This window comes from Pseudomonas sp. C1C7 (genome assembly GCF_013359595.1).
Lineage (GTDB): Bacteria > Pseudomonadota > Gammaproteobacteria > Pseudomonadales > Pseudomonadaceae > Aquipseudomonas.
In genome coordinates this window covers 19,865-45,333 of sequence record NZ_JABFMP010000049.1, presented here as the reverse complement: position 1 = coordinate 45,333, position 25,469 = coordinate 19,865, and the positions used below count along the sequence as shown (strand labels likewise).

The 25,469-nt window shown below is 61.5% G+C and carries 22 protein-coding genes and 1 pseudogene; 13 read left to right on the top strand and 10 right to left on the bottom strand.

The features are described 5' to 3' along the window. Positions 1 to 197: 197 nt before the first annotated feature. A complete protein-coding gene (locus tag HNO86_RS27325; protein ID WP_175380038.1) occupies positions 198 to 1,229 on the bottom strand; it encodes an AraC family transcriptional regulator in 1,032 nt (343 codons plus the stop codon). A gap of 354 nt (positions 1,230 to 1,583) precedes the next feature. Here HNO86_RS27325 and HNO86_RS27320 point away from each other — a divergent pair, with 354 nt between their 5' ends. The 8 genes from HNO86_RS27320 (at position 1,584) to HNO86_RS27285 (ending at position 13,462) form a co-directional block, all read left to right on the top strand. Then, positions 1,584 to 2,150 (top strand): alpha/beta hydrolase, encoded by a 567-nt coding sequence (locus HNO86_RS27320; protein WP_175380037.1) that lies wholly within the window; start codon positions 1,584 to 1,586, stop codon positions 2,148 to 2,150. Between the two features lie 123 nt (positions 2,151 to 2,273). Then, the gene (locus HNO86_RS27315; protein ID WP_175380036.1) at positions 2,274 to 4,292 is read left to right on the top strand and encodes a DUF1302 domain-containing protein; all 2,019 of its coding nucleotides are present in this window, start codon (positions 2,274 to 2,276) and stop codon (positions 4,290 to 4,292) included. A gap of 41 nt (positions 4,293 to 4,333) precedes the next feature. Then, entirely contained in the window at positions 4,334 to 5,704 is a 1,371-nt protein-coding gene (locus tag HNO86_RS27310) for a DUF1329 domain-containing protein (protein WP_175380035.1), read from the top strand. 134 nt (positions 5,705 to 5,838) lie between these two features. Next, positions 5,839 to 6,942, top strand: coding sequence for a YCF48-related protein (locus HNO86_RS27305; RefSeq protein WP_175380034.1), 1,104 nt, complete (start codon positions 5,839 to 5,841; stop codon positions 6,940 to 6,942). A 16-nt stretch (positions 6,943 to 6,958) separates the two neighbouring features. Then, the gene (locus tag HNO86_RS27300) at positions 6,959 to 9,478 is read left to right on the top strand and encodes an RND family transporter (RefSeq protein ID WP_175380033.1); all 2,520 of its coding nucleotides are present in this window, start codon (positions 6,959 to 6,961) and stop codon (positions 9,476 to 9,478) included. 7 nt (positions 9,479 to 9,485) lie between these two features. After that, positions 9,486 to 11,264 carry an acyl-CoA dehydrogenase C-terminal domain-containing protein gene (locus HNO86_RS27295; protein ID WP_175380032.1) on the top strand — a complete coding sequence of 593 codons (1,779 nt, stop codon included), beginning with the start codon at positions 9,486 to 9,488 and terminating at the stop codon, positions 11,262 to 11,264. A gap of 18 nt (positions 11,265 to 11,282) precedes the next feature. Continuing rightward, the gene (locus HNO86_RS27290) at positions 11,283 to 12,926 is read left to right on the top strand and encodes a fatty acid--CoA ligase (protein ID WP_175380031.1); all 1,644 of its coding nucleotides are present in this window, start codon (positions 11,283 to 11,285) and stop codon (positions 12,924 to 12,926) included. Between the two features lie 320 nt (positions 12,927 to 13,246). Continuing rightward, complete coding sequence (locus tag HNO86_RS27285; protein ID WP_175380030.1) at positions 13,247 to 13,462, top strand: hypothetical protein; 216 nt, start codon at positions 13,247 to 13,249, stop codon at positions 13,460 to 13,462. Positions 13,463 to 13,468: 6 nt separating this feature from the next. Here the strand turns inward: HNO86_RS27285 and HNO86_RS27280 are convergent, their stop codons facing one another. Together HNO86_RS27280 and HNO86_RS27275 are read right to left on the bottom strand one after the other, a co-directional pair. After that, on the bottom strand, positions 13,469 to 14,776 hold the full coding sequence (locus tag HNO86_RS27280) for an OprD family porin (RefSeq protein ID WP_175380029.1): 1,308 nt from the start codon (positions 14,774 to 14,776) through the stop codon (positions 13,469 to 13,471). 217 nt (positions 14,777 to 14,993) lie between these two features. After that, positions 14,994 to 15,347 (bottom strand): annotated as a pseudogene (locus HNO86_RS27275) (FCD domain-containing protein); the annotation flags it as partial. A 488-nt stretch (positions 15,348 to 15,835) separates the two neighbouring features. Between HNO86_RS27275 and HNO86_RS27270 the strand changes: the two are divergent. After that, on the top strand, positions 15,836 to 16,999 hold the full coding sequence (locus HNO86_RS27270; RefSeq protein ID WP_175380027.1) for a carboxylate-amine ligase: 1,164 nt from the start codon (positions 15,836 to 15,838) through the stop codon (positions 16,997 to 16,999). 59 nt (positions 17,000 to 17,058) lie between these two features. Here HNO86_RS27270 and HNO86_RS27265 read toward each other — a convergent pair whose 3' ends face one another. Beyond that, a complete protein-coding gene (locus HNO86_RS27265; protein ID WP_175380026.1) occupies positions 17,059 to 18,027 on the bottom strand; it encodes a methyltransferase in 969 nt (322 codons plus the stop codon). Continuing rightward, complete coding sequence (locus HNO86_RS27260; protein ID WP_175380025.1) at positions 18,024 to 19,367, bottom strand: iron-containing redox enzyme family protein; 1,344 nt, start codon at positions 19,365 to 19,367, stop codon at positions 18,024 to 18,026. The genes HNO86_RS27265 and HNO86_RS27260 overlap by 4 nt, the downstream gene beginning before the upstream one ends. Positions 19,368 to 19,623: 256 nt before the next feature. Between HNO86_RS27260 and HNO86_RS27255 the strand changes: the two genes are divergently transcribed. The 3 genes from HNO86_RS27255 (at position 19,624) to cydB (ending at position 22,395) form a co-directional block, all read left to right on the top strand. Next, a complete protein-coding gene (locus HNO86_RS27255; RefSeq protein WP_175380024.1) occupies positions 19,624 to 19,914 on the top strand; it encodes a hypothetical protein in 291 nt (96 codons plus the stop codon). Positions 19,915 to 19,931: 17 nt separating this feature from the next. Next, on the top strand, positions 19,932 to 21,317 hold the full coding sequence (locus HNO86_RS27250; protein WP_256672788.1) for a cytochrome ubiquinol oxidase subunit I: 1,386 nt from the start codon (positions 19,932 to 19,934) through the stop codon (positions 21,315 to 21,317). A 76-nt stretch (positions 21,318 to 21,393) separates the two neighbouring features. Further along, positions 21,394 to 22,395, top strand: a complete 1,002-nt coding sequence (gene cydB / locus HNO86_RS27245) for a cytochrome d ubiquinol oxidase subunit II (RefSeq protein WP_175380023.1) — start codon at positions 21,394 to 21,396, stop codon at positions 22,393 to 22,395. Here cydB and HNO86_RS27240 read toward each other — a convergent pair. From HNO86_RS27240 to HNO86_RS27230, 3 genes are all read right to left on the bottom strand, one after another. Beyond that, on the bottom strand, positions 22,377 to 22,907 hold the full coding sequence (locus tag HNO86_RS27240) for a cupin (RefSeq protein ID WP_175380022.1): 531 nt from the start codon (positions 22,905 to 22,907) through the stop codon (positions 22,377 to 22,379). The genes cydB and HNO86_RS27240 overlap by 19 nt on opposite strands. 131 nt (positions 22,908 to 23,038) lie before the next feature. Continuing rightward, positions 23,039 to 23,515, bottom strand: a complete 477-nt coding sequence (locus HNO86_RS27235; protein ID WP_175380021.1) for a hemerythrin domain-containing protein — start codon at positions 23,513 to 23,515, stop codon at positions 23,039 to 23,041. Between the two features lie 43 nt (positions 23,516 to 23,558). Beyond that, positions 23,559 to 23,987 carry a hypothetical protein gene (locus HNO86_RS27230; protein WP_175380020.1) on the bottom strand — a complete coding sequence of 143 codons (429 nt, stop codon included), beginning with the start codon at positions 23,985 to 23,987 and terminating at the stop codon, positions 23,559 to 23,561. 266 nt (positions 23,988 to 24,253) lie between these two features. On the opposite strand from HNO86_RS27230, the gene HNO86_RS27225 reads away from it, so the two are divergent. Next, the gene (locus HNO86_RS27225; protein WP_175380019.1) at positions 24,254 to 24,442 is read left to right on the top strand and encodes a hypothetical protein; all 189 of its coding nucleotides are present in this window, start codon (positions 24,254 to 24,256) and stop codon (positions 24,440 to 24,442) included. A gap of 78 nt (positions 24,443 to 24,520) precedes the next feature. Here HNO86_RS27225 and HNO86_RS27220 read toward each other — a convergent pair whose 3' ends face one another. Together HNO86_RS27220 and HNO86_RS27215 are read right to left on the bottom strand one after the other, a co-directional pair. Continuing rightward, a complete protein-coding gene (locus HNO86_RS27220; RefSeq protein ID WP_175380018.1) occupies positions 24,521 to 24,772 on the bottom strand; it encodes a DUF6555 family protein in 252 nt (83 codons plus the stop codon). A gap of 210 nt (positions 24,773 to 24,982) precedes the next feature. Beyond that, entirely contained in the window at positions 24,983 to 25,219 is a 237-nt protein-coding gene (locus tag HNO86_RS27215; protein WP_175380039.1) for a hypothetical protein, read from the bottom strand. Positions 25,220 to 25,469 lie beyond the last annotated feature (250 nt).

The following is a 25,469-nucleotide window of genomic DNA, read 5'->3' as shown; positions in this document are numbered from 1 at the left end:
ATGAATGCCGGAGCGAAGGGATCCCGAGCCTTGGCGAGGGACCGAACGTCGGGGCAAGACCTTTGCTTCCTTTGGGCTGGGCCGGCACTCCGGCGTTTGCCAAAGGGAGTCGGCCGCCAGGCCGAAACAGAGAAAGCGGCCGTTACCACAGCAACGGATATGTACACAGCCCCAAAAGCTCGCGAGCAGGCTCGCTCCTACAGGTCAGGCGGAATGGCGGAGTGTTTGGACTGCTTATGCGACGCCCGCCACGCCGCCGGCGGCATGCCGAACTGGCTGATGAACCACCGGGTAAACGAACTGGCCATGGAATACCCAAGCATGTCCGCAATACGACTAAGCGAGTAGTTCGGATTATCCAGATACCGCAACACCAGATCCCGACGCACATCATTGATCACATCGTTAAACGCACACCCATCGTCCTTCAACCGCCGCTGCAAGGTCCGCACGTTCATCCCCTGACTCTGCGCCACCTGCTCGATCGTGGCACGCCCCATCGGCAGTAACAGATAAATCGCCTTGCGCACCTCAAACAGCATCGAAGCGCCTTCATTACTCTGCAGCGAATCAAGATAACTCTGCGCATACCGCGCCATGGCCGGGTCCGCATTCGGATTGGTCATGTCCAGACTCGCATCGGAACACACGATGCCATTGAACTCGCTGCCAAACTCCAGCGTGCAACCAAACAACCGCCGATGCAGCTGCAGATTCTCCGGCGCCTGGTGAGTGAAGTTGACGCTGTAGGGATGCCAGTGCGAGCCGAGCAGGGCGGAGCACAGGCGGAACATCACCCCCAGTGCCAGCTCGGTGGCCTGGCGGCTGGGCATTGGCGATTCGGTGACCACCTCTTCGCGAATGATCACCATCTTGCCGGCTTCTTCGATGAAGATCGCCAATGAGTCGTTCATCAGGTGCCGATAGTTGACCACCACCTGCAACGCCTCGCGCAAGGTGCGCTGGTGACTGAGCAACAGACTGACCACGCCGAAATCCGACAACTGCCGCGATTCGGCCATGCTCAGGCCGAAGTTCTGGCAGCCACTGGCGGCGGCCGAATCTTCCAGCAGACGCACGGCGGCATCGATGGAAATGCGGTGTTCGGGCGCTTGCAGCTGGGCCTTGCTCAGGCCGACGCCCGCCAATACATCACGCGGGTTGAACGACAGGTACTGAGTGACCTCCAGGTAGTTGGTCAACACAGCGGCGCGTACAAGCTTGGTCATGCGATGGTCTTTCCCGGGCCAATTGCGGTGGAAACAAGCGTGGCGACTATAGCCAGCACATCATCGATTGAACAGTTGCGAATTCGCCGCCGACGGTCGCTGCGAAGGGCCGAAAATCACCCGTCCCAGACGTCTCGATCGAGCTGCACCCATTGATTACAGCGGCCTGCACTGCAACCGTGGGATTTCTTGATCAACGGTAGCACAGCGATGGCCAATGCCCATTTGTCATGAAAAGAAAAGTGCCTGACGTCCAATGAAAAGCGCCCGGGGTGGGGGGTCTTTAATGTCAGTACTACAAGAAAGCGCTGACCACCGAGTCAGCCGATTCACCGTGATAGCGAAGGTGTAGACGTGGACAAACTGCAAACTGCCGCAACCGTTCTGATCGTACCGGGCCTGCGCGAGCACGTTGCCGAACATTGGCAAACGCTGCTCGAAGCAAAGCTCGAAAAGGTACGCAGTGTGCCGCCGCTGGAAACCGACAAGCTCGACTGTGGCGCGCGGGTTCGTGCGATCCAGCATGAACTGGAGCAGATCGACGGCCCGGTGATCCTGGTCGCCCACAGCGCCGGCGTATTGATGGTCGCCCACTGGGCCGCGCAGTACAGCCGTCCGATCAAGGGCGCCTTGCTGGCCGCACCGCCGGACCTCGATGCGGTCTGGCCGTCCAACTATCCTTCTTCCGAGACCCTGAAGAGTCAGGGCTGGAATCCACTTCCCCAAGGTCCGTTGCCGTTCCCGAGCATCGTGGCCGCCAGCACCAACGATCACCTGGCCAGTTTCACCGCCGCCACGCGCATGGCGGAAAACTGGGGCGCCGATTTGCTCGATCTGGGCGACGTCGGCCATCTCAATCCGGCCGCAGGATTTGGCCCATGGCAGCAAGCCGAGGCGCTCATCCTGGAGCTGGATCGCTAATACAGGAGCCGGTCCGGCAACACGCAACCGGCCATTGCCCTCATTCCTGAAACGCAGGCTCACAAGAGGCTTGCGAGAGGGCGGCTGCGCTTAAAACAAATAGAAAAAGGCGGAGACAACGCAATGCACAACAACAAGAGTCACGGCTTCACCGCTCCACGCTACAGCCTGCTGGCGTCGGCCATCCTGGCCGCCATCATGCCCGCTGCCTTTACTCCGGTAGTGCAGGCAGTCGAGATCGATACGGGGAATCCGGACTGGACGATGCGTGTCGACAACACCATCAAGTACAACTACGGCGTGCGCACCGAAAGCGCGGACAAGCGCATGTTGGGAACGCCGAACAACAACGACGGCGACTACAACTTCCGCAAGGCCGGTACCAACATCACCAACCGTATCGACCTGTTGACCGAGATGGACGTTGTCTACCAGAACGCCATGGGCTTTCGCGTCAGCGCCGCCAGCTGGTACGACAAGGCCTACGAAAACACCGGCTCCAACTCCAACCCGTTCGTCAACGGCAATGGCTCGACGTCCGGTCTTGTAGCCAACGACCCGCGCCTGGCGCCGGTCACCAATGACAACGTCGGCAACGGCAGCCCGCACCTGAGCAACTATGCCCAGCGCTATTACACCGGTCCCTCCGGCGAAATCCTCGATGCCTTCGTGTTCTACAGCACCGAAGTGGGCGAGGAGTCGATGCTCAGCGTCAAGGCCGGCCAGCACAACGTGTTCTGGGGCGAAACCATCCTCAACCCTGTGCACTCGATGAGCTACGGCCAGTCGGGCCTGGACCTGGCCAAGCTGGCCGCCTCCCCAGGCACCGAAGCCAAGGAACTGTTCGTTCCGCGTAACCAGCTGTCGATGTCGTTCACCGTCAACCCCGAGTTGACCATCGGTGCGCAGTACTTTCTCGACTGGGACGCCGCTCGCTTACCAGAAGCCGGCACCTACTACGGCGGCTCCGACCTGGTCGGTTTCGGCGCGCAGTCGTTCCTGCTGGGTAACACTAATGCTGTCGTGCCTGGCAGTCCTCTGGGCTGCGGCCTGGCGCCGTGCAATGCGCTGACCAATGTACGTCGCGGCCACGACCTGACGCCGGACAAGCGCGGCGACTGGGGCATCATGGCCAAGTGGTCGCCAGCGTGGCTGGACGGCACCCTGGGCGTTTACTACCGCGAAACCTCGGAGATCCTCCCGCAAGCCTGGCTGGACGCCCGTGGCATCAGCTCGGCCAATGCCAACGGCACGCGCCCGGCAGGCCAGGTCCCGGCAGTGGTCAACACGCTGAACTCCCTGAGCACCGCCACCTATCAACTGGCCTATGCCGACAACATCAAGATCGTCGGCCTGAGCCTGTCCAAGGACATCGGCGGGGTGAGCGTGGGTTCGGACCTGAACGTTCGCCACAACATGCCGCTGGCCAGTATTCCGGCGATCGTCAGCACCAACAGCCCATTGGGACTGGGCCAGGGCCTGGGCCTGCTGCCGGCTCGCACCGCCGCCACCGGCATCGTGTATGACACCCCACAGAAGGGTGATGCCATGGCCGCCACCGGTGACACCCTGCACTGGACCATCAACGGCCTGATGACCCTGTCGAAGACCCCGGTTTTCGATCAGGCGACCGTGCTCGCCGAGCTCTACTACAGCAACCTTCTCAAACTCGATAGCAAAAACGAGGCGCTCTACAAAGGCAAGGACAGCTATCGCGGCATTGACCAGCCGACTCGCGACAACTGGGGACTGGCAATCAACTTCACCCCGACCTGGTACCAGGTGTTCCCGGGCGTGGATCTCAACGCACCAATGTCCATCAACGTCGGTCTGGACGGCGTGTCACCGGTCTCCGGTGGCGGTGCCAAGGACACCGGCAACTACGCAGTGGGCCTGGGGGCCGTTGTGTACAACAAATACTTCGTCGATCTGAAATACGTGGACTCCTTCGGCAAGACCGACAAGTGCAACGTCAGCGGTGTCAGCACCGGCCCGACTGGCGGTGACGGTTCGACCCCGAACGCTTTCAGCGGCAACGAAAACTATGCCTGCTACGCCGGCGGCTACTCGTCCTTCTCCGGTGGCGGTGCCACCACCGAGGACCGCGGCGCCCTGTACCTGACGATGAAAACCACTTTTTGATTCACCACTGATTTGCTCGACGCAAGCAGGAGAATATCAAGATGAAATTTGCTCAAACCTTTTTGAAAACATCGCTGGCCACATCGCTCGCCCTGATCTTCGCCGGTCAGGCGCTGGCCGCCGTGTCCCCCCAGGACGCTGCCAAACTGGGCACCAGCCTGACCCTGGTCGGCGCCGAAAAAGCCGGCAACGCCGATGGTTCGATCCCGGCCTACAACGGTGGCCTGACCACGCCGCCGGCCAGCTTCAAGTCCGGCGACAGCATGCGTCCGGACCCGTTCGCCAGTGAAAAGCCGCTGGTGTCGATCGATGGCAAGAACGTCGATCAGTACAAGAACCTGCTGACCGCGACCACCGTGGAACTGGCCAAGCGTTTCCCGACGTTCCGCGTCGACGTGTACCCGACTCACCGCACTGTTTCGCTGCCTCAGGCGATTCTGGATAACGGCGTGAAGAACGCCAGCGGCGCCAAGTCCCTGGAAAACGGCCTGGCCATCGACAACGTGCTGCCCGGCGTGCCGTTCCCGATTCCGCAATCGGGCAACGAAGCGATGTGGAACTTCCTGCTGCGTTATCAGGGTGTGAACATCAGTTCCAAGTACGACTCCTGGAACGTCGACGCCGCGGGCGTGCCGAGCCTGGCGATTACCGGGCAGGCGTTCATCTCCTACCCGATCTACGAAAACCTGACGCAGCCGATCAGCAGCGCCGACGTCTACTACCAGATGAAGCTGGCCTACACCGGCCCTGCGCGCCGCGCCGGAGAAGCGGTGATGCTCAAGGACGCCGCCAACCCGCTGCAGCAACCGCGTCGCGCCTGGCAATACCTGCCGGGGCAGCGTCGGGTGAAACTGGCGCCGAACCTGGCCTACGACACGCCTAACCCGGGTACCGCCGGTGCCGGCACCTACGACGACGTGTTCGTGTTCAACGGTGCGCTGGACCGCTACGACTGGAAGCTGGTGGGCAAGCAGGAAATGATCGTGCCCTACAACACCTACAAGCTGACCTACGCTCAGGATCCGAAGTCGCTGACCACCGCCAACCACCTGGCTCCGGATTTCGTGCGCTGGGAAAAACACCGCGTGTGGGTCGTCGAAGGCACCCTCAAGGCCGGCGCCCGTCACATCTACGCCAAGCGCCGCTTCTACCTCGACGAAGACAGCTGGACCGCTCTGGCCTCCGACCAGTACGACGCCCGTGGTCAGCTCTACCGTGGTTCGTTCGCCTTCCTGAGCCAGAGCTACGACAAGCAGGTGCCGGACTCCACGCCGTTCATGATCTATGACCTGGTTGGCGGCTCCTACAACATCAACGGTGTGGTCGGCCCGTACGGCGGCATCAAGTACACCGATCCGCTCTCCAAGGCCCAGTGGTCTTCCGAATCGCTGGCTGGCGCCGGCATTCGCTAAAACACCCGCTACACAGTGCGCTCACAGGGGCCGCCGTCCACAAGACGGCGGGCCCTGCGGCAAAGCGCGCGCGCCGTTTGAACGTCGGGTACACGCACCTGTGTCCCGACGCGGTTTTCCGAAGAGGACGCGGTATGTGTTCATATAAAAATAATTACTTGCAGCTGGCCTGTGGCGTCGTATTGAGCGTATTGCAGAGCGTCAGCTTTGCCGCCGATTACGTCGATGTGCTGGACCTGCCCGCCAAAACCAGCGCCCTCGCGATCAACAGCCCGTTGTCCGGCATGACCCGCGCAGGTTCGCGGGTGATCAGCGTCGGCCAGCGTGGCCACATTCTGTTTTCCGATGATTCCGGTCAGCACTGGCAGCAGGCCGCCGTGCCGGTCAGTGCCGACCTCACCGCCGTGACGTTCCCGACCGCCACCCAAGGCTGGGCGGTGGGCAACGACGGCGTGGTGCTGCACAGCAGCGACGCCGGTGCGACCTGGACCCGGCAACTGGACGGTCGCCAGATCGGCGCGTTGCTGGTCAAGCATTACTCGGACCTGGCCAAGGCCGAGCCGAACAACGAGCAATGGCCGCTATTGGTTGCCGAGGGCCAAAGGTTGGTCGAACAGGGCGCGGACAAACCGCTGCTGGATGTCTGGTTTGCCAACGACAAGGTCGGCTACGTCGTGGGCGTGTTCAACCTGATCCTGCGCACCGAAGACGGTGGCCAGAGCTGGACGCCGTTCCAGGATCGCACCGACAACCCCCAGGGTTTCCACCTCAACGCCATCGCCTCCACGGGCGATGCGCTGTACATCGCCGGCGAGCAGGGCCTGTTGCTCAAGTGGGACGAAAGCGCCCAGCGCTTCGTCGCCGTGCCGACGCCTTATCAGGGCAGTTTCTTCGGCGTGCTCGGCAAGCCCGGTGAAGTGCTGGTCTACGGCCTGCGCGGCAACGTATTGCGCAGCACCGACGGCGGCCAGAACTGGACCGCGCTCGACACCGGTCTGCACATCAGCATCACCGCCGGCCTGGTCGATGCCCTAGGCAACTACCGCCTGTTCACCCAGGGCGGGCAGATGCTGGTCAGCCAGGGCACGGGCGAGCAGATGCACCTGGTGCAGCAACCGACCCTGACCCCGGTCGCCGGTGCCACCCAGTCCGCCGACGGCAGGCTGGTGCTGGCGGGCAGCCGCGGCGCCCGAACGCTGCCGGCCGAGTCCGCGCAAAAAGCAGCCCTCGAACCCTAAGAGCGAGAACCCAGACATGGGCAATATCAAACAAGACGCCATGCCGGTGATCCGCGATCTGCGGGATTTCGACCCGCGCTCCGGCAACATCCTCGAACGCCTGGTGTTCAACTTCCGCCCGCTGTTCATGCTGCTGATGGCGCTGACCACGGTGCTGCTGGGCTACATGGCGGCCACGCGTCTGGAGCTGCGTCCCAGCTTCGAAAAGATGATTCCCCAGAGTCAGCCCTACATCCAGAACTTCCTGGAAAACCGCGCATCGCTGCGCGGCCTGGGCAACTCGGTGCGGGTGGTGGTGGAAAACACCCAGGGCGATATTTTCGATCCCGGCTACCTGGACGTGCTCAAGCAGGTTAACGACCAGCTATTCCTCAGCGAAGGCGTCGACCGCGCCTGGATGAAGTCGCTGTGGAGCCCGGGTGTGCGCTGGACCGAAGTCACCGAAGACGGCTTCCAGGGCGGCCCGGTGATGCCCGACACCTATGCGGGCAAGCCGGAACAGATCGAGCAACTGCGCCAGAACATCGCCCGCGCGGGCCTGGTGGGTAGTCTTGTCGCCAGCGACTTCAAGTCGAGCATGCTGGTGGTGCCGTTGCTGGACAAGGCCGCCGCCGGTGGCCAGCCGATCAACTATCACGCCTTTTCGCAGATGCTCGAAGAGCAGTTGCGCGACAAGATCGAGTTTGGCGGTGACGCTTCGGCGCGCAAGGCCGGGGAGGAGGGCAAGGGTCCCTACAAGGTGCGGGTGATCGGTTTCGCCAAGCTGATGGGCGACCTGATCGACGGCCTGATCCAGGTGATGATGTTCTTCGGCCTGGCTGTGGTGACCTCGCTGGTGATCATCTATGCCTACACCCGTTGCGTGCGCAGCACCCTGCTGGTGGTCGGCTGCTCGCTGATCGCGGTGGTCTGGCAGCTGGGCATCGTCGCCTGGCTGGGTTATGCCATCGATCCGTACTCGGTGCTGGTGCCGTTCCTGATCTTCGCCATCGGCGTGTCCCATGCCGCGCAGAAGATGAACGGCATCATGCAGGACATCGCCCGTGGCACCCACAAGCTGATCGCCGCGCGCTACACCTTCCGCCGCCTGTTCATCGCCGGCGTGACCGCGTTGCTGGCCGACGCCGTGGGTTTCGCGGTGCTGATGCTGATCGATATTCCGGTGATCCAGGATCTGGCGATCACCGCCAGTATCGGTGTCGCGGTACTGATCTTCACCTCGCTGTTGCTGATGCCGGTGGCGCTGTCCTATATCGGCGTCGGTGCCAAGGCTGCCGAACGGGCGCTGAAAATCGATACCCGCGCCGAGAAGAGCAAGGGCTTCGGCAAACTCTGGGACTTGCTTGATCGCTTCACCGGCGCCAAGTGGGCCACAGGCGCCGTGCTGGTGGCGACGCTGATGGGCGTTGGCGGCTTCATGGTCAGCCAGAATCTGAAGATCGGCGACCTGGAAAGCGGGGCGCCGGAGCTGCGTGCCGACTCGCGCTACAACCGCGACAACGCCTACATCACCAGTCACTACGCGCTGTCGAGCGACCTGTTCGCGGTGATGATCAAGACCGCACCCGAAGGCTGCCTGAACTACAAGACCCTGATCCTCGCCGATCGCCTGGCCTGGGAGCTGCAACAGTATCCGGGCGTGCAGGCCACGGCTTCGCTGGTCAACGCGGTTCGGCAGATCACTGCCGGCACTTACGAGGGTAATCCCAAGCTCAACAGCATCCAACGCAACCAGGACGTGCTGAACTACGCCGCCCAGCAGGCTTCGGTGAACTCGCCGGAACTGTTCAACACCGATTGCTCGGTGATGCCGGTGATCACTTTCCTCAAGGACCACAAGGCCGAGACCCTCGACGCCGTGGTGGCGATTGCCGACAAGTTCGCCCGTGAAAACAGCACCCCGGACCGGCAGTTCCTGCTGGCGGCCGGCAGTGCCGGGATCGAGGCGGCGACCAACATTGTCGTGCGCGAAGCCAACCACACCATGCTGCTGTACGTGTATGCGGCGGTGACCCTGTTCTGCCTGATCACCTTCCGCAGCTGGCGCGCAACCCTGGTGGCGCTGCTGCCACTGGTGCTGACCTCGATCCTCTGCGAGGCGCTGATGGTCGCCATGGGCATCGGCGTGAAAGTCGCGACCCTGCCGGTGATTGCCCTCGGCGTGGGGATCGGCGTCGACTACGCCTTGTACCTGCTCAGCGTGCAATTGCACTTCCAGCGCCAGGGGCTGCCGCTGTCCCAGGCCTATCGCAACGCCGTGTCCTTCACCGGCCGGGTGGTCGGGCTGGTGGGCATCACCCTGGCGGCGGGCGTGGTGTGCTGGGTCTGGTCACCGATCAAGTTCCAGGCCGACATGGGCATCCTGCTGACCTTCATGTTCCTGTGGAACATGCTCGGCGCGCTGATCCTGATCCCGGCCCTGTCGTACTTCCTGCTGCGCGAGCGGGTACCGGCGACCGGTGCCGTTGCAACCCCCGAAAACATTGAAACCACTGAACGTCCGGGCGTACCGCATGCCCTGACCACTTCCGAGTAAGCCAACAATGTCTGACTACAAAGCTCCCCTGCGCGACATGCGCTTCGTACTCAACGAGGTTTTCCAGGTCTCCCGGCTGTGGGCGCAAATGCCCCGCCTGGCCGAGGTGATCGACGAAGACACCGCGGCCGCGATCCTCGAAGAGGCCGGCAAGATCACGGGCGAGGTCATTGCCCCGTTGAACCGCCCGAGCGACGAACAGGGCTGCACCTGGAGCCCGGACACCGTCAACGCGCCGCAAGGTTTTGCCCAGGCGTATCAGGCTTTCGCCGAAGGTGGCTGGGTCGGTGTCGGCGGTGATCCGCACTACGGCGGCATGGGTATGCCCAAGGCGATCTCGGCGCAGGTCGAAGAAATGGTCAACGCCGCCAGCCTGTCGTTCGGCCTGTACCCGATGCTGACGGCAGGCGCCTGCCTGTCGATCAACGCCCACGCCAGCGAAGAGCTGAAGGCCGCTTACCTGCCGAACATGTACGCCGGCACCTGGACCGGTTCCATGTGCCTGACCGAAGCCCACGCCGGCACCGACCTGGGCATGATCCGCACCCGCGCCGAGCCCCAGGCTGACGGCAGCTACAAGCTCAGCGGCAGCAAGATCTTCATCACCGGCGGCGAGCAGGACCTGACCGAAAACATCATCCACCTGGTGCTGGCGCGCCTGCCGGATGCACCGGCGGGGCCCAAGGGCATTTCGCTGTTCCTGGTGCCCAAGGTGCTGGTCAATGCCGACGGTTCTTTGGGTGAGCGCAATGCGCTGTCCTGCGGTTCCATTGAACACAAGATGGGCATCAAGGCCTCGGCCACCTGCGTGATGAACTTCGACGGCGCCACCGGCTGGATCGTCGATGCGCCGAACAAGGGCCTGGCGGCGATGTTCACCATGATGAACTACGAGCGCCTGGGCGTCGGTATCCAGGGCCTGGCCCAGGGTGAGCGTTCCTACCAGAACGCCCTGGCCTATGCCCAGGACCGCATCCAGAGCCGTGCGCCCACCGGCGCGCAGAACAAGGACAAGGCCGCCGACCCGATCATCGTCCACCCGGACGTGCGCCGCATGCTGCTGACCATGAAGGCCCTGAACGAAGGCGGCCGCGCGTTCTCCAGCTACGTCGCGCTGCAACTGGACACCGCCAAGTACAGCGAAGACGCCACGGCCCGCAACCGCGCCCAGGAACTGGTGGCGTTGCTGACCCCGGTGGCCAAGGCGTTCCTCACCGACATGGGCCTGGAAACCACCCTGCACGGGCAGATGGTTTTCGGCGGCCACGGCTACATCCGCGAGTGGGGCCAGGAGCAACTGGTGCGTGATGTGCGCATCACCCAGATCTACGAAGGCACCAATGGCATCCAGTCCCTGGACCTGGCCGGGCGCAAGATCGTCGGCAGTGGCGGGGCGCTTTACCGTCTGTTCGCTTCGCAAATCCGCGAATTCACCGCCAATGCCAGCGCCGAACTGGGCGAGTTCACCAAGCCGCTGAACGCTGCCGTGGACGTTCTCGACGAACTGACCGACTGGCTGCTCGACCGCGCCCAGCACAACCCGAATGAAGTCGGCGCGGCCTCGGTGGAGTACCTGCACGTGTTCGGCTACACCGCCTACGCCTACATGTGGGCGCAGATGGCGGGGGCCGCATTGGTTGCCGATTCTTCGGACGATTTCTACACCAGCAAGCTGGCCACCGCGCGCTTCTACTTCGCTCGACTGCTGCCGCGTATCCATTCGCTGAGCGCATCGGCCAAGGCCGGTAGCGATTGCCTCTTCGCGCTGCAAGCCGACCAGTTCTAAAGAACAAGGAAACTATTGATGATGGCGACAAAAATAATTCCGCCCGCCGAAGGCGCCTACGCCTATCCCTTGCTGATCAAGCAATTGCTGTTGTCCGGCGTGCGTTACGAGCCGGGCCGGGAAATCGTCTACGCCGACAAGCTGCGCTACAGCTACCAGACGCTCAACCAGCGCATCCGCCGCCTGGCCAATGCGCTGACCGCGGCCGGGGTCAAGGCCGGCGACACCGTAGCCTTGCTCGACTGGGACAGCCATCGCTACCTGGAATGCTTTTTCGCCGTGCCGATGATCGGCGCGGTGCTGCACACGGTGAACATTCGCCTGTCGCCGGAGCAGGTGCTGTTCACCATGAACCACGCCGAGGACGACCTGGTGCTGGTGCATGACGACTTCCTGCAGCTGGTCGAGCAGATCCAGGATCGCCTGACCACGGTGAAGGGCTTCGTGCAGCTGAGCGACAACGAAGCGGCCAATGCCTCGCTGCCGGTGATCGGCGAGTACGAGGCGCTGCTGGCCGAGGCGTCGGACCAGTACGAGTTCCCGGATTTCGACGAGAACTCGGTGGCGACGCTGTTCTACACCACCGGCACCACCGGCGATCCGAAGGGCGTGTACTTCACCCATCGGCAACTGGTGCTGCACACCCTGAACGCGGTCGGCACCCTGGGCGTGTACCAGGGCCAGCCGCTGCTGCGTTCGGATGACGTGTACATGCCGATCACCCCGATGTTCCACGTGCATGCCTGGGGCGTGCCGTACGTGGCGACCCTGATGGGGCTCAAGCAGGTTTATCCGGGGCGTTACGAGCCCAACAGCCTGGTGCGCCTGTATCGAGAAGAGAAGGTCAGCTTCTCCCACTGTGTGCCGACGATTTTGCAGATGATCCTCAACTGCGAAGAGGGCAAGAAGGGTCGCTTCGACGGTTGGAAGATTCTCATCGGCGGCAGTGCCTTGCCTTTGGGCATCGCCAGCGAAGCCAGCAGCCGGGGCATGGTGATGCATGCCGGTTATGGCATGTCGGAGACCTGTCCGCTGCTGTGCCTGACCTATCTGCGTGATGAGGACCTGAAAAAGCCGATGACGGAGCAGTTGCCGACACGGATCAAGACCGGCACGCCGATCCCGATGGTCGACCTGAAAATCATCGACGCCAACGGCCAGGATGTCGCCCACGACGGCGAGTCCCTGGGCGAAATCGTGGTGCGCTCACCGTGGCTGACCCAAGGTTACCTGAAGGAGAAGGGCAAGGGCGCCGAGCTTTGGGACGGCGGCTGGCTGCACACCGGCGACATGGCCTCGATCGACCCGCAGGGCTGCGTGGAAATCAAGGACCGGATCAAGGACGTGATCAAGACCGGCGGCGAGTGGATCAGCTCCCTGGAACTGGAAAGCCTGATCAGCGAACACCCGGCGGTGATGTCGGTGGCGGTGGTCGGCATCGCTGACGAGCAGTGGGGCGAACGCCCGATGGCCATGGTGGTGTGCGAAACCGGCCAATACCTGGACCGCAAACTGCTCGAAGCCCACCTGCAAGCCTTCGTCGACGGCGGCCGCATCAACAAATGGGCCATCCCCAAGCAGTTCAAATTCGTCAGCGAAATCCCGAAGACCAGCGTTGGCAAGATCAACAAAAAGCTGATTCGCGAGAGCGTGGCGGGCTGACAGGCTTACACCCATCACTGTAGGAGCTGTCGTGTGCAACGAGGCTGCGATCTTTTAAAGGCAAGATCAAAAGTTCGCAGCCTGCGGCAGCTCCTACACGGGATTTGTGATCAACGCAGAAACTTGTGGGAGCGGGCTTGCCCGCGAAGAGGCCGGCACATCCAACAATGATGCCGGCCCACCTGACGCCTTCGCGGGCAAGCCCGCTCCCACAGGGAACTGCGGTGTGTTCGGAGTTGGTAGGCGACCCGAGAATCCTGAAACATAGACGCAACAAAGCCCCCGTATCATCCGCTCCACCAAATCAGAAGGGATCCACGATGAATCGGCCATCGAGAAGCATGCGCAAACTGCTCGACTCCGTCGCCAGCAACAATGAAGCCGCGGCGCTGGATGTGATGCGTGCAACTGAACAGCTCAAGGACGAGGTGTTGCGGCAACGGCTGTTCAATTTGATTCACCAGCTCAACCAGGACGCCACCGACCTGCGCATGGCGCGGGACGAGATTCAGGGTGGTGTGATCAAGCTCGCCTGACCCGGTTCAAAAGTGCCCCCAACTGAGGGGGTACTCGAGGACGATGTAGATCCGGTCAATGTCATCCCCGGCCTGGGCGCTGTTGGCCCGATGGGTCACATGGGACAGCTTCATCGACAGATTCTTCGCCGGACCCGATTGCACGACGTAGTGCACATCGATATCCCGCTCCCAATGGCGTCCGCCATCCCCTTGCTGCGGCACGAACTGGCCGGTATCCGGATCGAACGGGTTGTACGCGCCCCCTTGCGGCGCATGAGTACCGTCAATGCCGCGACCGGCGACATAGCGGGTCATGAACGTCAGACCGGGAACACCGAAAGCCCCCATATCCAGATCGTAACGCGCCTGCCATGAGCGCTCGCCGGGGCCGTTGAAGTCGGCGTACTTGATCGAGTTGGCCAGATAGATCGAATCGCCCCCGACAAAATCGAACGGCGTATCACCGTGGATCTTCTGATAGGCCAGGGTGAAGCCCTGCGCCCCCACCTTGTATTTCCCCGACAGGCTATAAGCCGTGTTATCGATCGCCCCGGCCGCCGCCTCGCCGTAATCCCGGGTGTGATAGACGTTCCCGTCGATAAAGAACCCGGACTGGTTCAGGTGCAGGTTGGCGTAGTACTGCCGCCAGGTCTCGCTCAGCTGCGAGGCATACAACGCACCACCCAACGGCTGATCTTCGAACAACTGCGCACCTAGAAAGCTGATCCCGCCGGTATCGGTACTCGCCCCATACCCGGTGAAATCTCCTTTGCCGGTCGACGCATCCTGATTCTTGAACGCCGTGAAACGCCCGGCCTGCACATGCACATCGTCCAGCTCCCGGCTGTCGAGCACAAACCCCGTGGCGTATTCCGGTTGCAGGCGCTTGTCAGCGGTGTCGAACACCGGGGTTTCCACCATCATCTCGCCGTAGGCCAGGGTGGTTTTCGAGGTACGCAGCTTCACCGCGCCACCGGCACTGGAGTAGTTGCTGTCACTGCGCCCGTCCGAATCCAGCGGCAGCAACCCCGTCCCGGCATGCCCCTTGCCACCGTCGAGCTTCACCCCGAGAAAACCATGGGCATCGACCCCGAAACCGATAGTGCCCGGGGTAAAACCGGAGGCGAAGGAAGCGATGAAACCCTGGGCCCACTCCTGCTTGTAGCTCTGGTTGGCCGGGGTAGGGGATCGGTAGTCGCTTTGCAGGAAGAAGTTGCGGTTCAGCAGGTTGAGTGACGAGCCATCCACAAAGCCTTGCGCCAAGGGTTCGTCGGCCAGGGCTGCCGCACTGGTGGCGGGAAGTAGCCAAAGCAGCCAGTAAGTGACGCGCATTCATCCGGTTCCTGATCGAGTGCCCATAGCCTGGGGACGCTTGAGAGAGCGGACATTTTCACGGCGCTGTCGCGGGCAGTGATTGTATGAATGTGCGTATCTGGAGGTTTTCCGCGCAGAGATTCTGGACGACACAGGGCGTTGTAGGAGCTGCCGAGTGCAACGAGGCTGCGATCCTTTGATTTTTTACAAGAGATCGCAGCCTGCGGGGGATGGGTCAAACGCTGATGGCGGCAGTGAGGTTCTGGCGCATGTAGTCGAGGAAACGCTGCTGGAACAGCATCGTGTGTTCATGCGCGGCTTTTTCCGCGGCGTCCGCGTCCCGCGCCGCGATGGCTTCGATCATTTCGTCGTGGTCGCGGCCCAGGCGGTGGGCGCTGGCGGAGCTGACGACGTGGTCGAAATGCAGGTGCAGCAGGCGCTGGCCTTCGCCCAGCAGGCGCTCGTAGGTGCTGGTGAAATAGGGGTTGTGGCTGGCGTGGGCGATGGCCATGTGGAAGGCCTTGCTGCGCTCGGACATTTCCTGGAAGTCGCCATTGTTGACCGCCTGCAGGTACAACTCGTCCGCCTCGCGAAAACGGCGCCGGCAACGACCCGCACAAAGCCCGCGACGCCGGCTTCGACCGGCACCTGACCAAGCCGGTGCAGTACGAGGAACTGGTGCAAACCATCGAGACGGTTTGCAGTGCCATGATCAACCAGTAACCCTGTAGGAGCTGGTTGATTGCAGATTCTGCATACACCCGAAAAACCTGTAGGAGCGAGGCTTGGCCGCGAAGGCGGTGTGTCAAGCGGAAGATATTTTGTGGTTGCCAGCCTCTTCGCGGCCTCGCTCCTACAGAGATTTCGGTTTAGCGCGGATTGTGGGAGCGAGCCTGCTCGCGATGAGGCCGGTAGCATCCCCCCCATTCGCCAGCTCCCGCCAACCTTCGGTCGGTCCACGGGAACGTCTGGCTCGAGCCTTCCCTCCACATAGAAGAACCGGATTCTCCCCGTCCGCAACGCACTCTGACGCCTGTGCCGAAGGACCTGATCGTCATTTGGCTCACTGGAGGAGCAATGAACGAACAGCTGAAGTTCGGAATGGAAGAAGAATATTTCGTGACGGACCTGTTCACCCGACAGATGCCCGGCCAACTGACCGGAGAGGTTGTCGACCACTGTAAAGCGGCAGTCGGCGAGAGCTTCGCTTACGAGATGTTCCAGGCGCAGATCGAAGTCGCATCACCGGTGTTCACCAGCCTGCCGCAAGCCGCCGAATACCTCACCGACGCCCGCGATGCTTTGCGCGATGCCCTCCAGCCCTTTGACCTGGGCCTGGTGTGCGCCGGCTCCCATCCCATGGCCGATTGGCGTACGCAATACGCCACCGACCAGTCTCATTTCCAGCAGTTGTTCAAGGACTACCAACGAGTGGCGCGGCGCAGTCTGCTGTCGGGGTTGCACGTGCATGTGGAAATTCCCCACCGGCTCGATCGCATCCTGGTGATGAACGAAGTGCTGCCCTGGACCCCGCTGCTCCTGGCGTTGAGCAGTTCGTCACCGTTCTGGGAGGGCAGTGACAGTGGTTTTGACAGCTATCGCCAGACCGCCTGCGATGAGTGGCCGCGCATGGGCGTGCCGGAGTACCTCGCTGATCACTTCGACTACAACGCCTACATCGCCTTCATGCTTTCAACGGGCTCGATCAGGTCCGCGAGCGAATGCTGGTGGGGGATCAGGCCTTCCGCCAAGTACCCGACCCTGGAACTGCGCATGACCGACGCCTGCCCGCGCCTGGATGATGCGCTGTGCATCGCTTCGTTCTTTCGCCTGATGATCGCCTACGCCATCGAACTACCGCGCCCGGGTTCGAGCTACACGCAGAAATCGCGCTGGATGCTGATGGAAAATCGCTGGAGAGCCAAGCGTTCGGGGCTGAATGCGGAGTTTCTTGTCGAAGGGTTCGATCGGCCGGTTACCCTTGAGCAGTGGTTGTTTTTGACCGAGCGGATTCTGAAGAAAACCGCTCGGGCGATGGGAGTGGAGAGTGTTTTTGCGCAGATTCGCAGAATGATTAGCGACGGTAGCAGCGCGCAGCGGCAACGGCAGGTTTATCAGGAAGTGCTGACTCGCGGGAAGGGTGATCAGGAGGCTTTGTCCCATGTCGTGGATCATCTGCTGATGGAAACCTGCCGGGGCGAACACGCCTGTGAAAAGCGGCCGGACAATAGTCTCATCTGAATAACCCTGCCTATCTTTGAATCACCCTCGCCACAGTGTTCTCATCGTCTGGAACATTCTTAACTGGCTGGCATTCGGGTGACGGTCAGCACAACTGCCGCAATACGCTCAGCCATCGCATAGGTCGCGCTTTCCAGTTCCTCGCCAAACACATCCGGGTCCATTTCCCTGTAGGTCCAGCTCAAGTCAGGCCTGTCGAACAGCGGCCACGCATGCTTGAAGAAAATATCGACCCCATCCACCGAAGGTGCACCCGTGTACAGCAACAAGGTGCCACCCGGCGCCAGTCGCTCAATCGCCTGCCCAACGATCTTCACCGAAAGATCCGACCCAAGATTCTCCCCACCATGCCGATACGCCCGCTGCTGGATGTCCTGCATGTACGGGGGATTGGCGACAATCAAATCGAACTGCCCAAACACATTGCCCAGCAGATCGCTCGGCTGCGTGGCCACGTTCTCGACCTCCGCCAGCGCGGCATTCACCGCCGTGTATCGCAGGGCCGTGGGGTTGATGTCCACCGCCAGCACCTGGGCATCGCGCCGGGCCTGGGCAATCACGATCGCCCCCGCGCCGCTGCCGCAACCAATATCGACGGCATTCTGGATCCTGTGGCTGGACGTGCGTAGATGCTCCTGTATCGCCTGGGCGAAACGGTAAGTGTCAGGCCCGAAAAACACCGAATCATGGCTGGTGGTGGGAAAGCTCGAATGCACGAACAGCAAATCATCAATGCTCGACCACCGCACCTCGCTTAGCCACATCCCGCCGTGGGCTCGCAGCAGGCCGCACTCCATCAGAGTCCTCAGTTCCGCCTCGGGCAACAGCTCGGACTCGAACGGCCGGCTCCAGCCAAAAATATCCCGCAGATGGCGCGCCCGATGATTCTCCGCACGCGCGTTCACCCGTTGATGGGTCAGGGGCGTCACCGTGATGAAGCGGTATTGATCGGCCTGCAATCGTCTGCCCAATTGCAGCAGCGGAAGGTCATGTTCGGTGTCCTGTGCGACGACGTTCAGCTGATTCATGGGTTGCCCCCCGCGAGGCCGAATTGCCGGGCATACAGGCGGGTGGCTTGCAGGCCTTCGGGGCCGGGATGCAGCGCTGGCGACAGCTTGCCGACCAGCTCGTCCAGAGGCCGGTTCTCGCCAGACGGTTCGTCAACCATCGCCCGTACCGGTTGCGTGCGCCGGAACTGCGCCCTGAACGGATTCGCACTCGGCGAATCCCCGGCAATCCAGTCCCGCAGCAACTGCTTCTCATAGCCGTTGAACACCCCGAACATCGCCGCGCCCGGGCCATCGACAAGCTGCCAGAAACGACTCTGTTCGGGGTCTTCATAGCGCCTGATCCAGCCCCGTTCCTCCAGCGCCGCCAGAAATCCGCGAATCTGCCCCGGAGCAGCCAGCCACTCGTTCACCGTCTTGCCTTCGAGCCGGCAGTAATCGGAATGCATGTGCTGGCCAAAGGAGCGCTTGCGTTCGAGCATGCCGACCAGCTCCTGTTCCAGATCAAACGACTGGATCACCGAGGTCGAACCCTTGCCCAGCTCATTGAGCATGTAGCCTCGACGCAGACGGGCGAGAAACCCATCGGGATCGCCGGCCCCGGCCAGAAACGCCGAAACCGCCTCCACCGCCTTGCGCGCATGCCCGGTGCTGGCGTTGTCGATGGTCACATGCAGGGTGAAGTAATACGGGTCGATCCCCAGCTCATTGAGCTCGAAAGCGCTGATCAGCAGGTGCAGCGGCAATTGCTCGTAGCCAAGGTTGTAGCCGATGACCTCCGGCAGAAAATCATCCCCCAGATGCCCCAGGGTCAGCTGCAACGCGCCCTGCAGGTAAAGCTCGTCATCCAGTTGATGGGAGGCCACGCAGTCATGGCTGGCCAGCAGATTGCGGTACAGCACCACATGGTTCAGCGCCGGATCGCCGTCGCCCAGTTCTTCAAGATAGGTGCGGATCAGGCCGTGGTAGCGCCAGTCGGTCGGGTGTTTGACTGCGCTGTAGAGCCAGGCGCCGTCCACCAGCTTGGCCGGCGCGACCCGTTGCAGGAAATACAACGCATGGGCCTTGTTGCCGAAGAAGCGACGGGGCTCACCGGCATGGCGGCCTTGCAGGTACAGGGCATATTCATCGGCGACCTCTCTGGCGTTTTCCGCCATCCAGTCAGGCCACAGCGCGACGTCGTCCGGAAGAGGACAGGGCAGGTCGCGCACGGCATCCAGTTGCCTGTGCAGGAAGTCTTTGAGCAGGTCAGTGTGAGCATCCACCTCGCAATTGAGGGCCACGTGATAGATGGAAGGGATGTCACGGGAGCACGTGGGCGCCGCAGTCGAATTTTCGTTGATCCTTTCTAGCGCTGTCATAGGGCTGCTCCGCTGACTTTTCCTGGCTGTAAACGTCAGAGAAGCAGCCCGGACCATAAATTCATTCGGTTTTACCAGTGGTAGCGCCTGTGCGAATTTCCCGCCCGGCGGCATGCAAATACTTTGATCTTTCCTTCGAACCTCGCTGTCACAGGCACATCGACGGCTAAAAATGCGTCGATTCTGGGGCACCAGGTTCGGCTCTCCTGCGCCATCTCCGTCACGCCCATGAGCCGCCTATAAAAGGAATCGTTACATGCATTCCCGTTACTCAGCCGCTCAGCTCCTGGCCTGCCGACGTTTCGCGATGGAGCAGAACAAAAAACTGTTTGAAGAGGCCAACGCCCTCAGTCGTTGCGCGTCAGAAATGCTCGAACAACCGGAATTCGACAGCGAGAAATTCCTGGAGTACCTGCAGCAACGTGGCAAGGCCGACACCCTGTTTCGCCAGGCGCTGGACCACATCGCGCTGCTCAATGAACAGTTTCCGCCACTGCCGGTTTCGTCCATGGACAGGGCGGTCGATGGTGAACCTGCCAGTCCTTGAAAGGGAATTTGCGCTGAATGAGCGTTATGGAAGCGGCTGATTCAGCGTTGATGGCGGCGCGGGCGCAGTTCGCGATCACCATCAGTTTTCACATCGTGCTCGCCGCGCTGACCATTGGACTGGCCAACTTCCTGCTGGTGCTCGAAGCGCTTTGGTTGTGGCGCAGGCGCCGGATTTACCTGGACGTCTATCGCTACTGGCTGAAGGTGTTTGCGCTCAATATCGCGGTGGGCACGGCCACGGGCCTGATCATGGAGTACCAGTTCGGGCTCAACTGGTCGCGGTTGTCGACCCAGGCCGGGGATATCCTCGGGCCGTTGATGTTTTACGAGGTACTGGCGGCTTTTTTTCTTGAGGCCGGTTTTCTCGGGATCATGCTGTTCGGCCTGAAAAAGGTCGGCCCGCGCCTGCACTTTTTCGCCACGGGCGCAGTGGCGGCGGGGTCACTGATCAGTGCGTTCTGGATACTCTCGGCCAATTCCTGGATGCAAACGCCGGCCGGGTATGCCATCGCGGCCGATGGTCGGTTCATTGCCGAGGACTGGTGGGCGATCATCTTCAATCCGTCGTTTCCCTATCGGCTGGTGCACATGACGTTCGCTGCGCTGCTTGGCACCGCGACTGTGGTGGCGGGCGTCGGCGCCTGGCAATTGTTGCGTGATTCGGGCAACCCGCGGGCGCGCCTGCAATTGTCCATGGCGCTGTGGGCGATCCTGGTTTTGGCGCCTTTGCAGTTCGTTGTCGGGCACTTGCATGGCGAGCACACGCTCAAGGTACAGCCGGCAAAAATCGCCGCCATCGAAGCTTCCTGGAGCCGGCCATCGGAAGGCGAGGGCGAGCCCTTGCGGCTGTTCGCGCTGCCGAACATGGGCGAGCGGCGTAATGACTGGGAGGTGGCGATCCCGCATGTGGGTTCGTTGTACCTGCGTTACAACCTGACCGGCACCATCGCCGCGCTGGACGAATTTGCGCCCGAGGATATTCCGCCGGTGCCGGTGGTGTTCTTCGCCTTTCGCGCGATGGTGGGGTTGGGTGTGTTGATGCTCGGGCAGGGTTTGGTCGGTGCGGTATTGCGTTGGCGGGGACGTCTGTTCGCCCGGCGCTGGATGCTGCGCAGCTGCGTGCTGATGTCGCCTGCGGGGCTGGTGGCAATGCTCAGCGGTTGGACGGTGACTGAGGTTGGGCGCCAGCCGTTCACTATTTATGGGCTGATGCGCACGGCGGACAGTCTGGCGGCGGTGTCGCGGGGGCAGGTGGTTGGATCGACTTGGGTGATTCTGGTTTTTTATCTGGTGATATTCGGTGTCGGGCTTTGGGTGTTGTTGCGGGTGTTGCGCGAGCCACCGCATGAAGAGCAGCCGGGGCCGCAGCCGACGCTGGCTGATGAAACAGGAGACGCTTGAATTTGCGCCAAACCCTGTGGCGAGGGGGCAAGCCCCCTCGCCACAGGTGCGCGTATCGTTCAAATAGGGACTGACCATGACCGACCTCAACTGGATGACCCTGCTATCAGCCGCAGCCCTGGGCTTCTCGGCGTTGAACTACGTGCTTCTCGACGGCACCGACCTGGGCGCTGGCATCCTGCTGGGCCTGACCCGCTCCAGCCGCCAAAGACGCGCCATCGCCATCACCCTGCTGCCCATCTGGGACGCCAACGAAACCTGGCTGGTGCTCGCGGGTGGCGGGCTGCTCGCCTTGTTCCCGCTGGCCTACGCCATCCTGCTGCCCGCGCTCTACTTGCCTTTCATCCTGATGTTCCTGGCGCTGATCCTGCGCGCAGTCGCGCTGGAGTTTCGCGACCACGCCCCGGGAGACAGGAGCAAACGTTGGGTCGATGGTCTGCTGATGTGCGGCTCGTTGCTGGCGGGCATGACCCAGGGCGTGGTGCTGGGGGCCCTGGTTCAGGGCGTGCCCCACAGCGGCGGGCAGTACAGCGGTGATGGTCTCGAATGGCTGCAGTTGTTCCCGCTGTATTGCGGCGTGGTGCTGGTGGTGGGTTACGCATGGCTGGGCGCCTGCTGGCTTTACTGGCGCACGGTGGATGAGCTGCATTGGCGATCGGCCCGGCAGGCGAGGGTGTTGGCAAACGTCACTGTGGTGTTGCTGGTTGTTCTGGTTGTGTGGACGGCGATGCTGGACAGTCGGTATGCGTTAAGGCTCGCCAGTCCGCTTGTCTGGCTGCCGGCTTCGGTGTTGCTGGCTTCATTGCTGATCGTTTTCAGGCTTGGCTTTCGAGGCCATAGGGATTACGTACCGCTGTTCGCCGCGCTGGGCATTTTCGTGCTGTCATTCGCCTTGATGGTGATCGCCCTGTTTCCGCTGATCGTACCGCCGAACCTGACGCTACAAGCCGCCGCTTCCAGTCCGAACAGCCAGCTATTCATGCTGATCGGCTTCGCCGTGCTGGTCCCGGTCACGCTCATCTACAACACCTACGGCTTCAAGGTCTTCAGCGGCAAGGTTCATCCTGTGCGGGATTGATCTGCCCAGTATTGCTTTACCGCGCCTTGCTTGCCCTGTACAGGATCAGAATCGGGAAAGGGCAGGTCTTTGATGCGCTGCATCTGCGCGTCATCCGGCGCATCCCGGCAGATGTCCGGCCGCTGGCCCGGCGGGTAGGCGCCGACCACCAGAAAATCGTCGCTGGAGCCGAGGTTGCAGTGGCCAGTGCCCGCCGGCAGCAACAGCGCATCGCCTGCGCTGACGTGGAGTTCGTAGCCGTCCGGTCCACCCATCATCAACCGCGCCTGGCCGCTGGCAATGCCGAGCACTTCATGGCCTTCGGTGTGGTAATGGTGATAGTCGTAAACCCCGTCACGCCATTGCGGTGGCCAGCCGTTGGCGGTGAACACCTGTTCGATGCTGGCTGCCGGGTCGCTGCCCTGCACGGCAAACGCTTGCGGGTAGATCAGCACCGGCAAGCGCGGGTTGTTGGGCACCCAGTCGTTGGGTTCGAGTAAAAGGGCCTGTACGTCGGCCGCCGGATTTTTCATCGCAGATCTCCCGTGCCCCCTTTGGGGGAGCGAGCCTGCTCGCCATGAACGCACGATCAACGACGGCATTCAGGCAGCCCGCATTATCGTTGACAACCATCGCGAGCAGGCACGCTCCCACAGGGGGGAAATTACGCAGCCATATGGCTAGCCGCCCATTCCTTCTTGAAGCTGCTTTTCATCATTTCCATCTGCTCCCCAAGCTCATCCAGCTTCGCCTTGCCCAGCAGCTTCTTCGCCTTGGGAAACATCTCCGTCTCTTCCTCTTCGATATGGTGCTCCAGCAACTCCTTGACCACCTTCACCCGCCCGGCAAACTCAGGCGTTCCCGGGTCCGTTTCCTTGAGGTCCGGCAGCACCAGCGAATCCACCGTGCGGTGCTCTTCCTTGGCCTCGAAGTACATGACGTCCTCTTCCTTGGTGCCGGCCTGCTTGAAGGCGGGGTAGAGGATTTCCTCTTCCAGCTTGGTATGGATGGAAATCTCCATTTCCAGCTTGTCCAGCAGTTCAACGCGTTTTTTGGTCGCTCTCTCAGTCGATTCACTCAACTGGCCGAGGATGGTTTTGACTTTTTCGTGGTCGGCTTTCAGAAGGTCGATGGCGTTCATTTTTGGCTGCCTCAGGCTTCACGGAATTAGCCCTGACCGATGGTCAGGCGTTGAGGTGTCCCGACAGCTGTCGCATTTCCTGTGCCAAACCCGACGCACGTTCCAGTCCCAGGAAAATCAGGCACTTGCGCAAGCCCTGTACGAAATACAGGCGTGCAGTCTGCAAGACTGACCCTCGGGCGCCATTGCAGATAACCAAGGCGCGCGACCACATCCGGACGAACTTCAACGCCAGCCCCAGGGTCCAGACCCTTACACGACGAATCGGCACAGACGAGGATCGACAGGTCCCGGGCGCGGTGATGCCGCGCAAAAAATGAATCAACCCCGCAGCAGCCGGGCAATCCCTGACGCCAATCAGCTCAGGCAAACGCGATCCTTGTAGCAGCTGGCGAAGCCTGCGTTCGGCTGCGAAGCAGTCGTAAAACCTGAATGCGAGGTCTCCCTGATACACCGCGTTTGCTGATTTCACGACTGCTTCGCAGCCGAACGCTGGCTTCGCCAGCTGCTACAGGTCCTGTGTCGTTTGCAGGATTTGTGATTGGCGCAAACACCTGTGGGAGCAGGCTTGCTCGCGAAGAGACTGGCACATTCAACATCGATGTCGGCTGGCCTGACGCCCTCGCGGGCAAGCCTCGCTCCTACAGTTTCAATTGGATCAGCCGCGCTGATCGTCAGATCTTGTGAACCTATCCCCCTGTCCCTCGCTCCACCTGGAAATACCGCGAGGGCCAGAGCATGCATGCCTTCAGAAATCTGCTCACACCGGCACAGGAGTTACGACTGCGAACCCTGGATGCCTGGCGCCGCGCGCTGGATAACAAGCCGCTGCGCATGGACTGCCCCGACGCCTGGCACGACGAGCTGGTGCGTCAGACCGATGAGATGGATCGCCTGGGCATCAGGCAGTCTGGGACGAGGATTTGACCGATTTGCTCGGCGGTTGCAAGCCCCCCTCGCCACAGGTCAGCCTGTTCTCAACAGACAAGTTCTTTCAATTCGACATCAAGGCGTCTGCGTCCACTCCAACGTCGCCGTTTCCCGCCACTTCACCTCCGTAATCCCATACTTTTCCGCCTGCGGCCGCGAAACGACCTTTAACGGCGGCCGCCCCGGCTTGGGAATCGGTGCAACACCGGCATCACAACTGGCCCAATGCCACGCCTGGGCATTGTTCATGGACTGCGCGCGAATGATGAAAGACTTTGGCTTTCCATGAAGGTGGTACTCGATGATGAACATATCTGCGCGGGCCATAAGTCTCTCCTTAAGTTCTAAGGGAAAGAGTCGCGGGGCTCGGGAAAATTCAAATTATTGAAAATCCGTGCCAATAACGCCGCAGTGAGGATGCCTGTGCAGGAGCTGTCGAGTGAAACGAGGCTGCGATCTTTTGATCTTGTCTTCAAAAGCAAAAATCAACAGATCGCAGCCTTCGGCAGCTCCTGCACAAACGCGCCAAGGCTCTGCTCACTGGCGCTCGAAGTTCTTCTTGAACCCGCGAAGGTTCATCAGGCAAAGACAGAACTGCAGAACGATCAGCGCATAGGCATGGGCATACAGCCCCCAGGCCACCCACAGAATATTGCTGAAGATAAAGCTCACGAATCCCGCCATTCTCCGACCGGGACGTTGCGACCCGATCAGCCAGGCAGACAATACCGTCACCAGCATTGCCGGCCATTGGACCCAATCCAGATAGGGCAAGTCGTTCACCTTTCTTGTTCTTCTGTAAACATGACCAGTACTCGAATTAGAGATGACGCGGGCGATGAGTACGATTGTGATCTGTGTTTCAAACGTCGATTTGCAGTTCCAGTTCACCGTTCTCCAGATTGCGGGTGTGTACCACGGTACCGGTCAGTGTCTGCTTCGGCGAAAAACATGAGCGGCCGGACGACGCCCACCTGTTTGCTAGACGTCGGGGGGGATTGGGGAGTTCAAAAAATGCGGCCTC

What these genes read in the sequence shown, in the direction of transcription:
- HNO86_RS27325 (WP_175380038.1), bottom strand. Translation starts at nt 1,229, where the DNA reads ATGACCAAGCTTGTACGCGCCGCTGTGTTGACCAACTACCTGGAGGTC.
- HNO86_RS27280 (WP_175380029.1), bottom strand. Translation starts at nt 14,776, where the DNA reads ATGCGCGTCACTTACTGGCTGCTTTGGCTACTTCCCGCCACCAGTGCG.
- HNO86_RS27270 (WP_175380027.1), top strand. Translation starts at nt 15,836, where the DNA reads ATGAACGAACAGCTGAAGTTCGGAATGGAAGAAGAATATTTCGTGACG.
- HNO86_RS27225 (WP_175380019.1), top strand. Translation starts at nt 24,254, where the DNA reads ATGCATGCCTTCAGAAATCTGCTCACACCGGCACAGGAGTTACGACTG.
- HNO86_RS27305 (WP_175380034.1), top strand. Translation starts at nt 5,839, where the DNA reads ATGTGTTCATATAAAAATAATTACTTGCAGCTGGCCTGTGGCGTCGTA.
- HNO86_RS27240 (WP_175380022.1), bottom strand. Translation starts at nt 22,907, where the DNA reads ATGAAAAATCCGGCGGCCGACGTACAGGCCCTTTTACTCGAACCCAAC.
- HNO86_RS27290 (WP_175380031.1), top strand. Translation starts at nt 11,283, where the DNA reads ATGATGGCGACAAAAATAATTCCGCCCGCCGAAGGCGCCTACGCCTAT.
- HNO86_RS27300 (WP_175380033.1), top strand. Translation starts at nt 6,959, where the DNA reads ATGGGCAATATCAAACAAGACGCCATGCCGGTGATCCGCGATCTGCGG.
- HNO86_RS27255 (WP_175380024.1), top strand. Translation starts at nt 19,624, where the DNA reads ATGCATTCCCGTTACTCAGCCGCTCAGCTCCTGGCCTGCCGACGTTTC.
- HNO86_RS27295 (WP_175380032.1), top strand. Translation starts at nt 9,486, where the DNA reads ATGTCTGACTACAAAGCTCCCCTGCGCGACATGCGCTTCGTACTCAAC.
- cydB (WP_175380023.1), top strand. Translation starts at nt 21,394, where the DNA reads ATGACCGACCTCAACTGGATGACCCTGCTATCAGCCGCAGCCCTGGGC.
- HNO86_RS27310 (WP_175380035.1), top strand. Translation starts at nt 4,334, where the DNA reads ATGAAATTTGCTCAAACCTTTTTGAAAACATCGCTGGCCACATCGCTC.
- HNO86_RS27285 (WP_175380030.1), top strand. Translation starts at nt 13,247, where the DNA reads ATGAATCGGCCATCGAGAAGCATGCGCAAACTGCTCGACTCCGTCGCC.
- HNO86_RS27235 (WP_175380021.1), bottom strand. Translation starts at nt 23,515, where the DNA reads ATGAACGCCATCGACCTTCTGAAAGCCGACCACGAAAAAGTCAAAACC.
- HNO86_RS27315 (WP_175380036.1), top strand. Translation starts at nt 2,274, where the DNA reads ATGCACAACAACAAGAGTCACGGCTTCACCGCTCCACGCTACAGCCTG.
- HNO86_RS27220 (WP_175380018.1), bottom strand. Translation starts at nt 24,772, where the DNA reads ATGGCCCGCGCAGATATGTTCATCATCGAGTACCACCTTCATGGAAAG.
- HNO86_RS27260 (WP_175380025.1), bottom strand. Translation starts at nt 19,367, where the DNA reads ATGACAGCGCTAGAAAGGATCAACGAAAATTCGACTGCGGCGCCCACG.
- HNO86_RS27265 (WP_175380026.1), bottom strand. Translation starts at nt 18,027, where the DNA reads ATGAATCAGCTGAACGTCGTCGCACAGGACACCGAACATGACCTTCCG.
- HNO86_RS27250 (WP_256672788.1), top strand. Translation starts at nt 19,932, where the DNA reads ATGAGCGTTATGGAAGCGGCTGATTCAGCGTTGATGGCGGCGCGGGCG.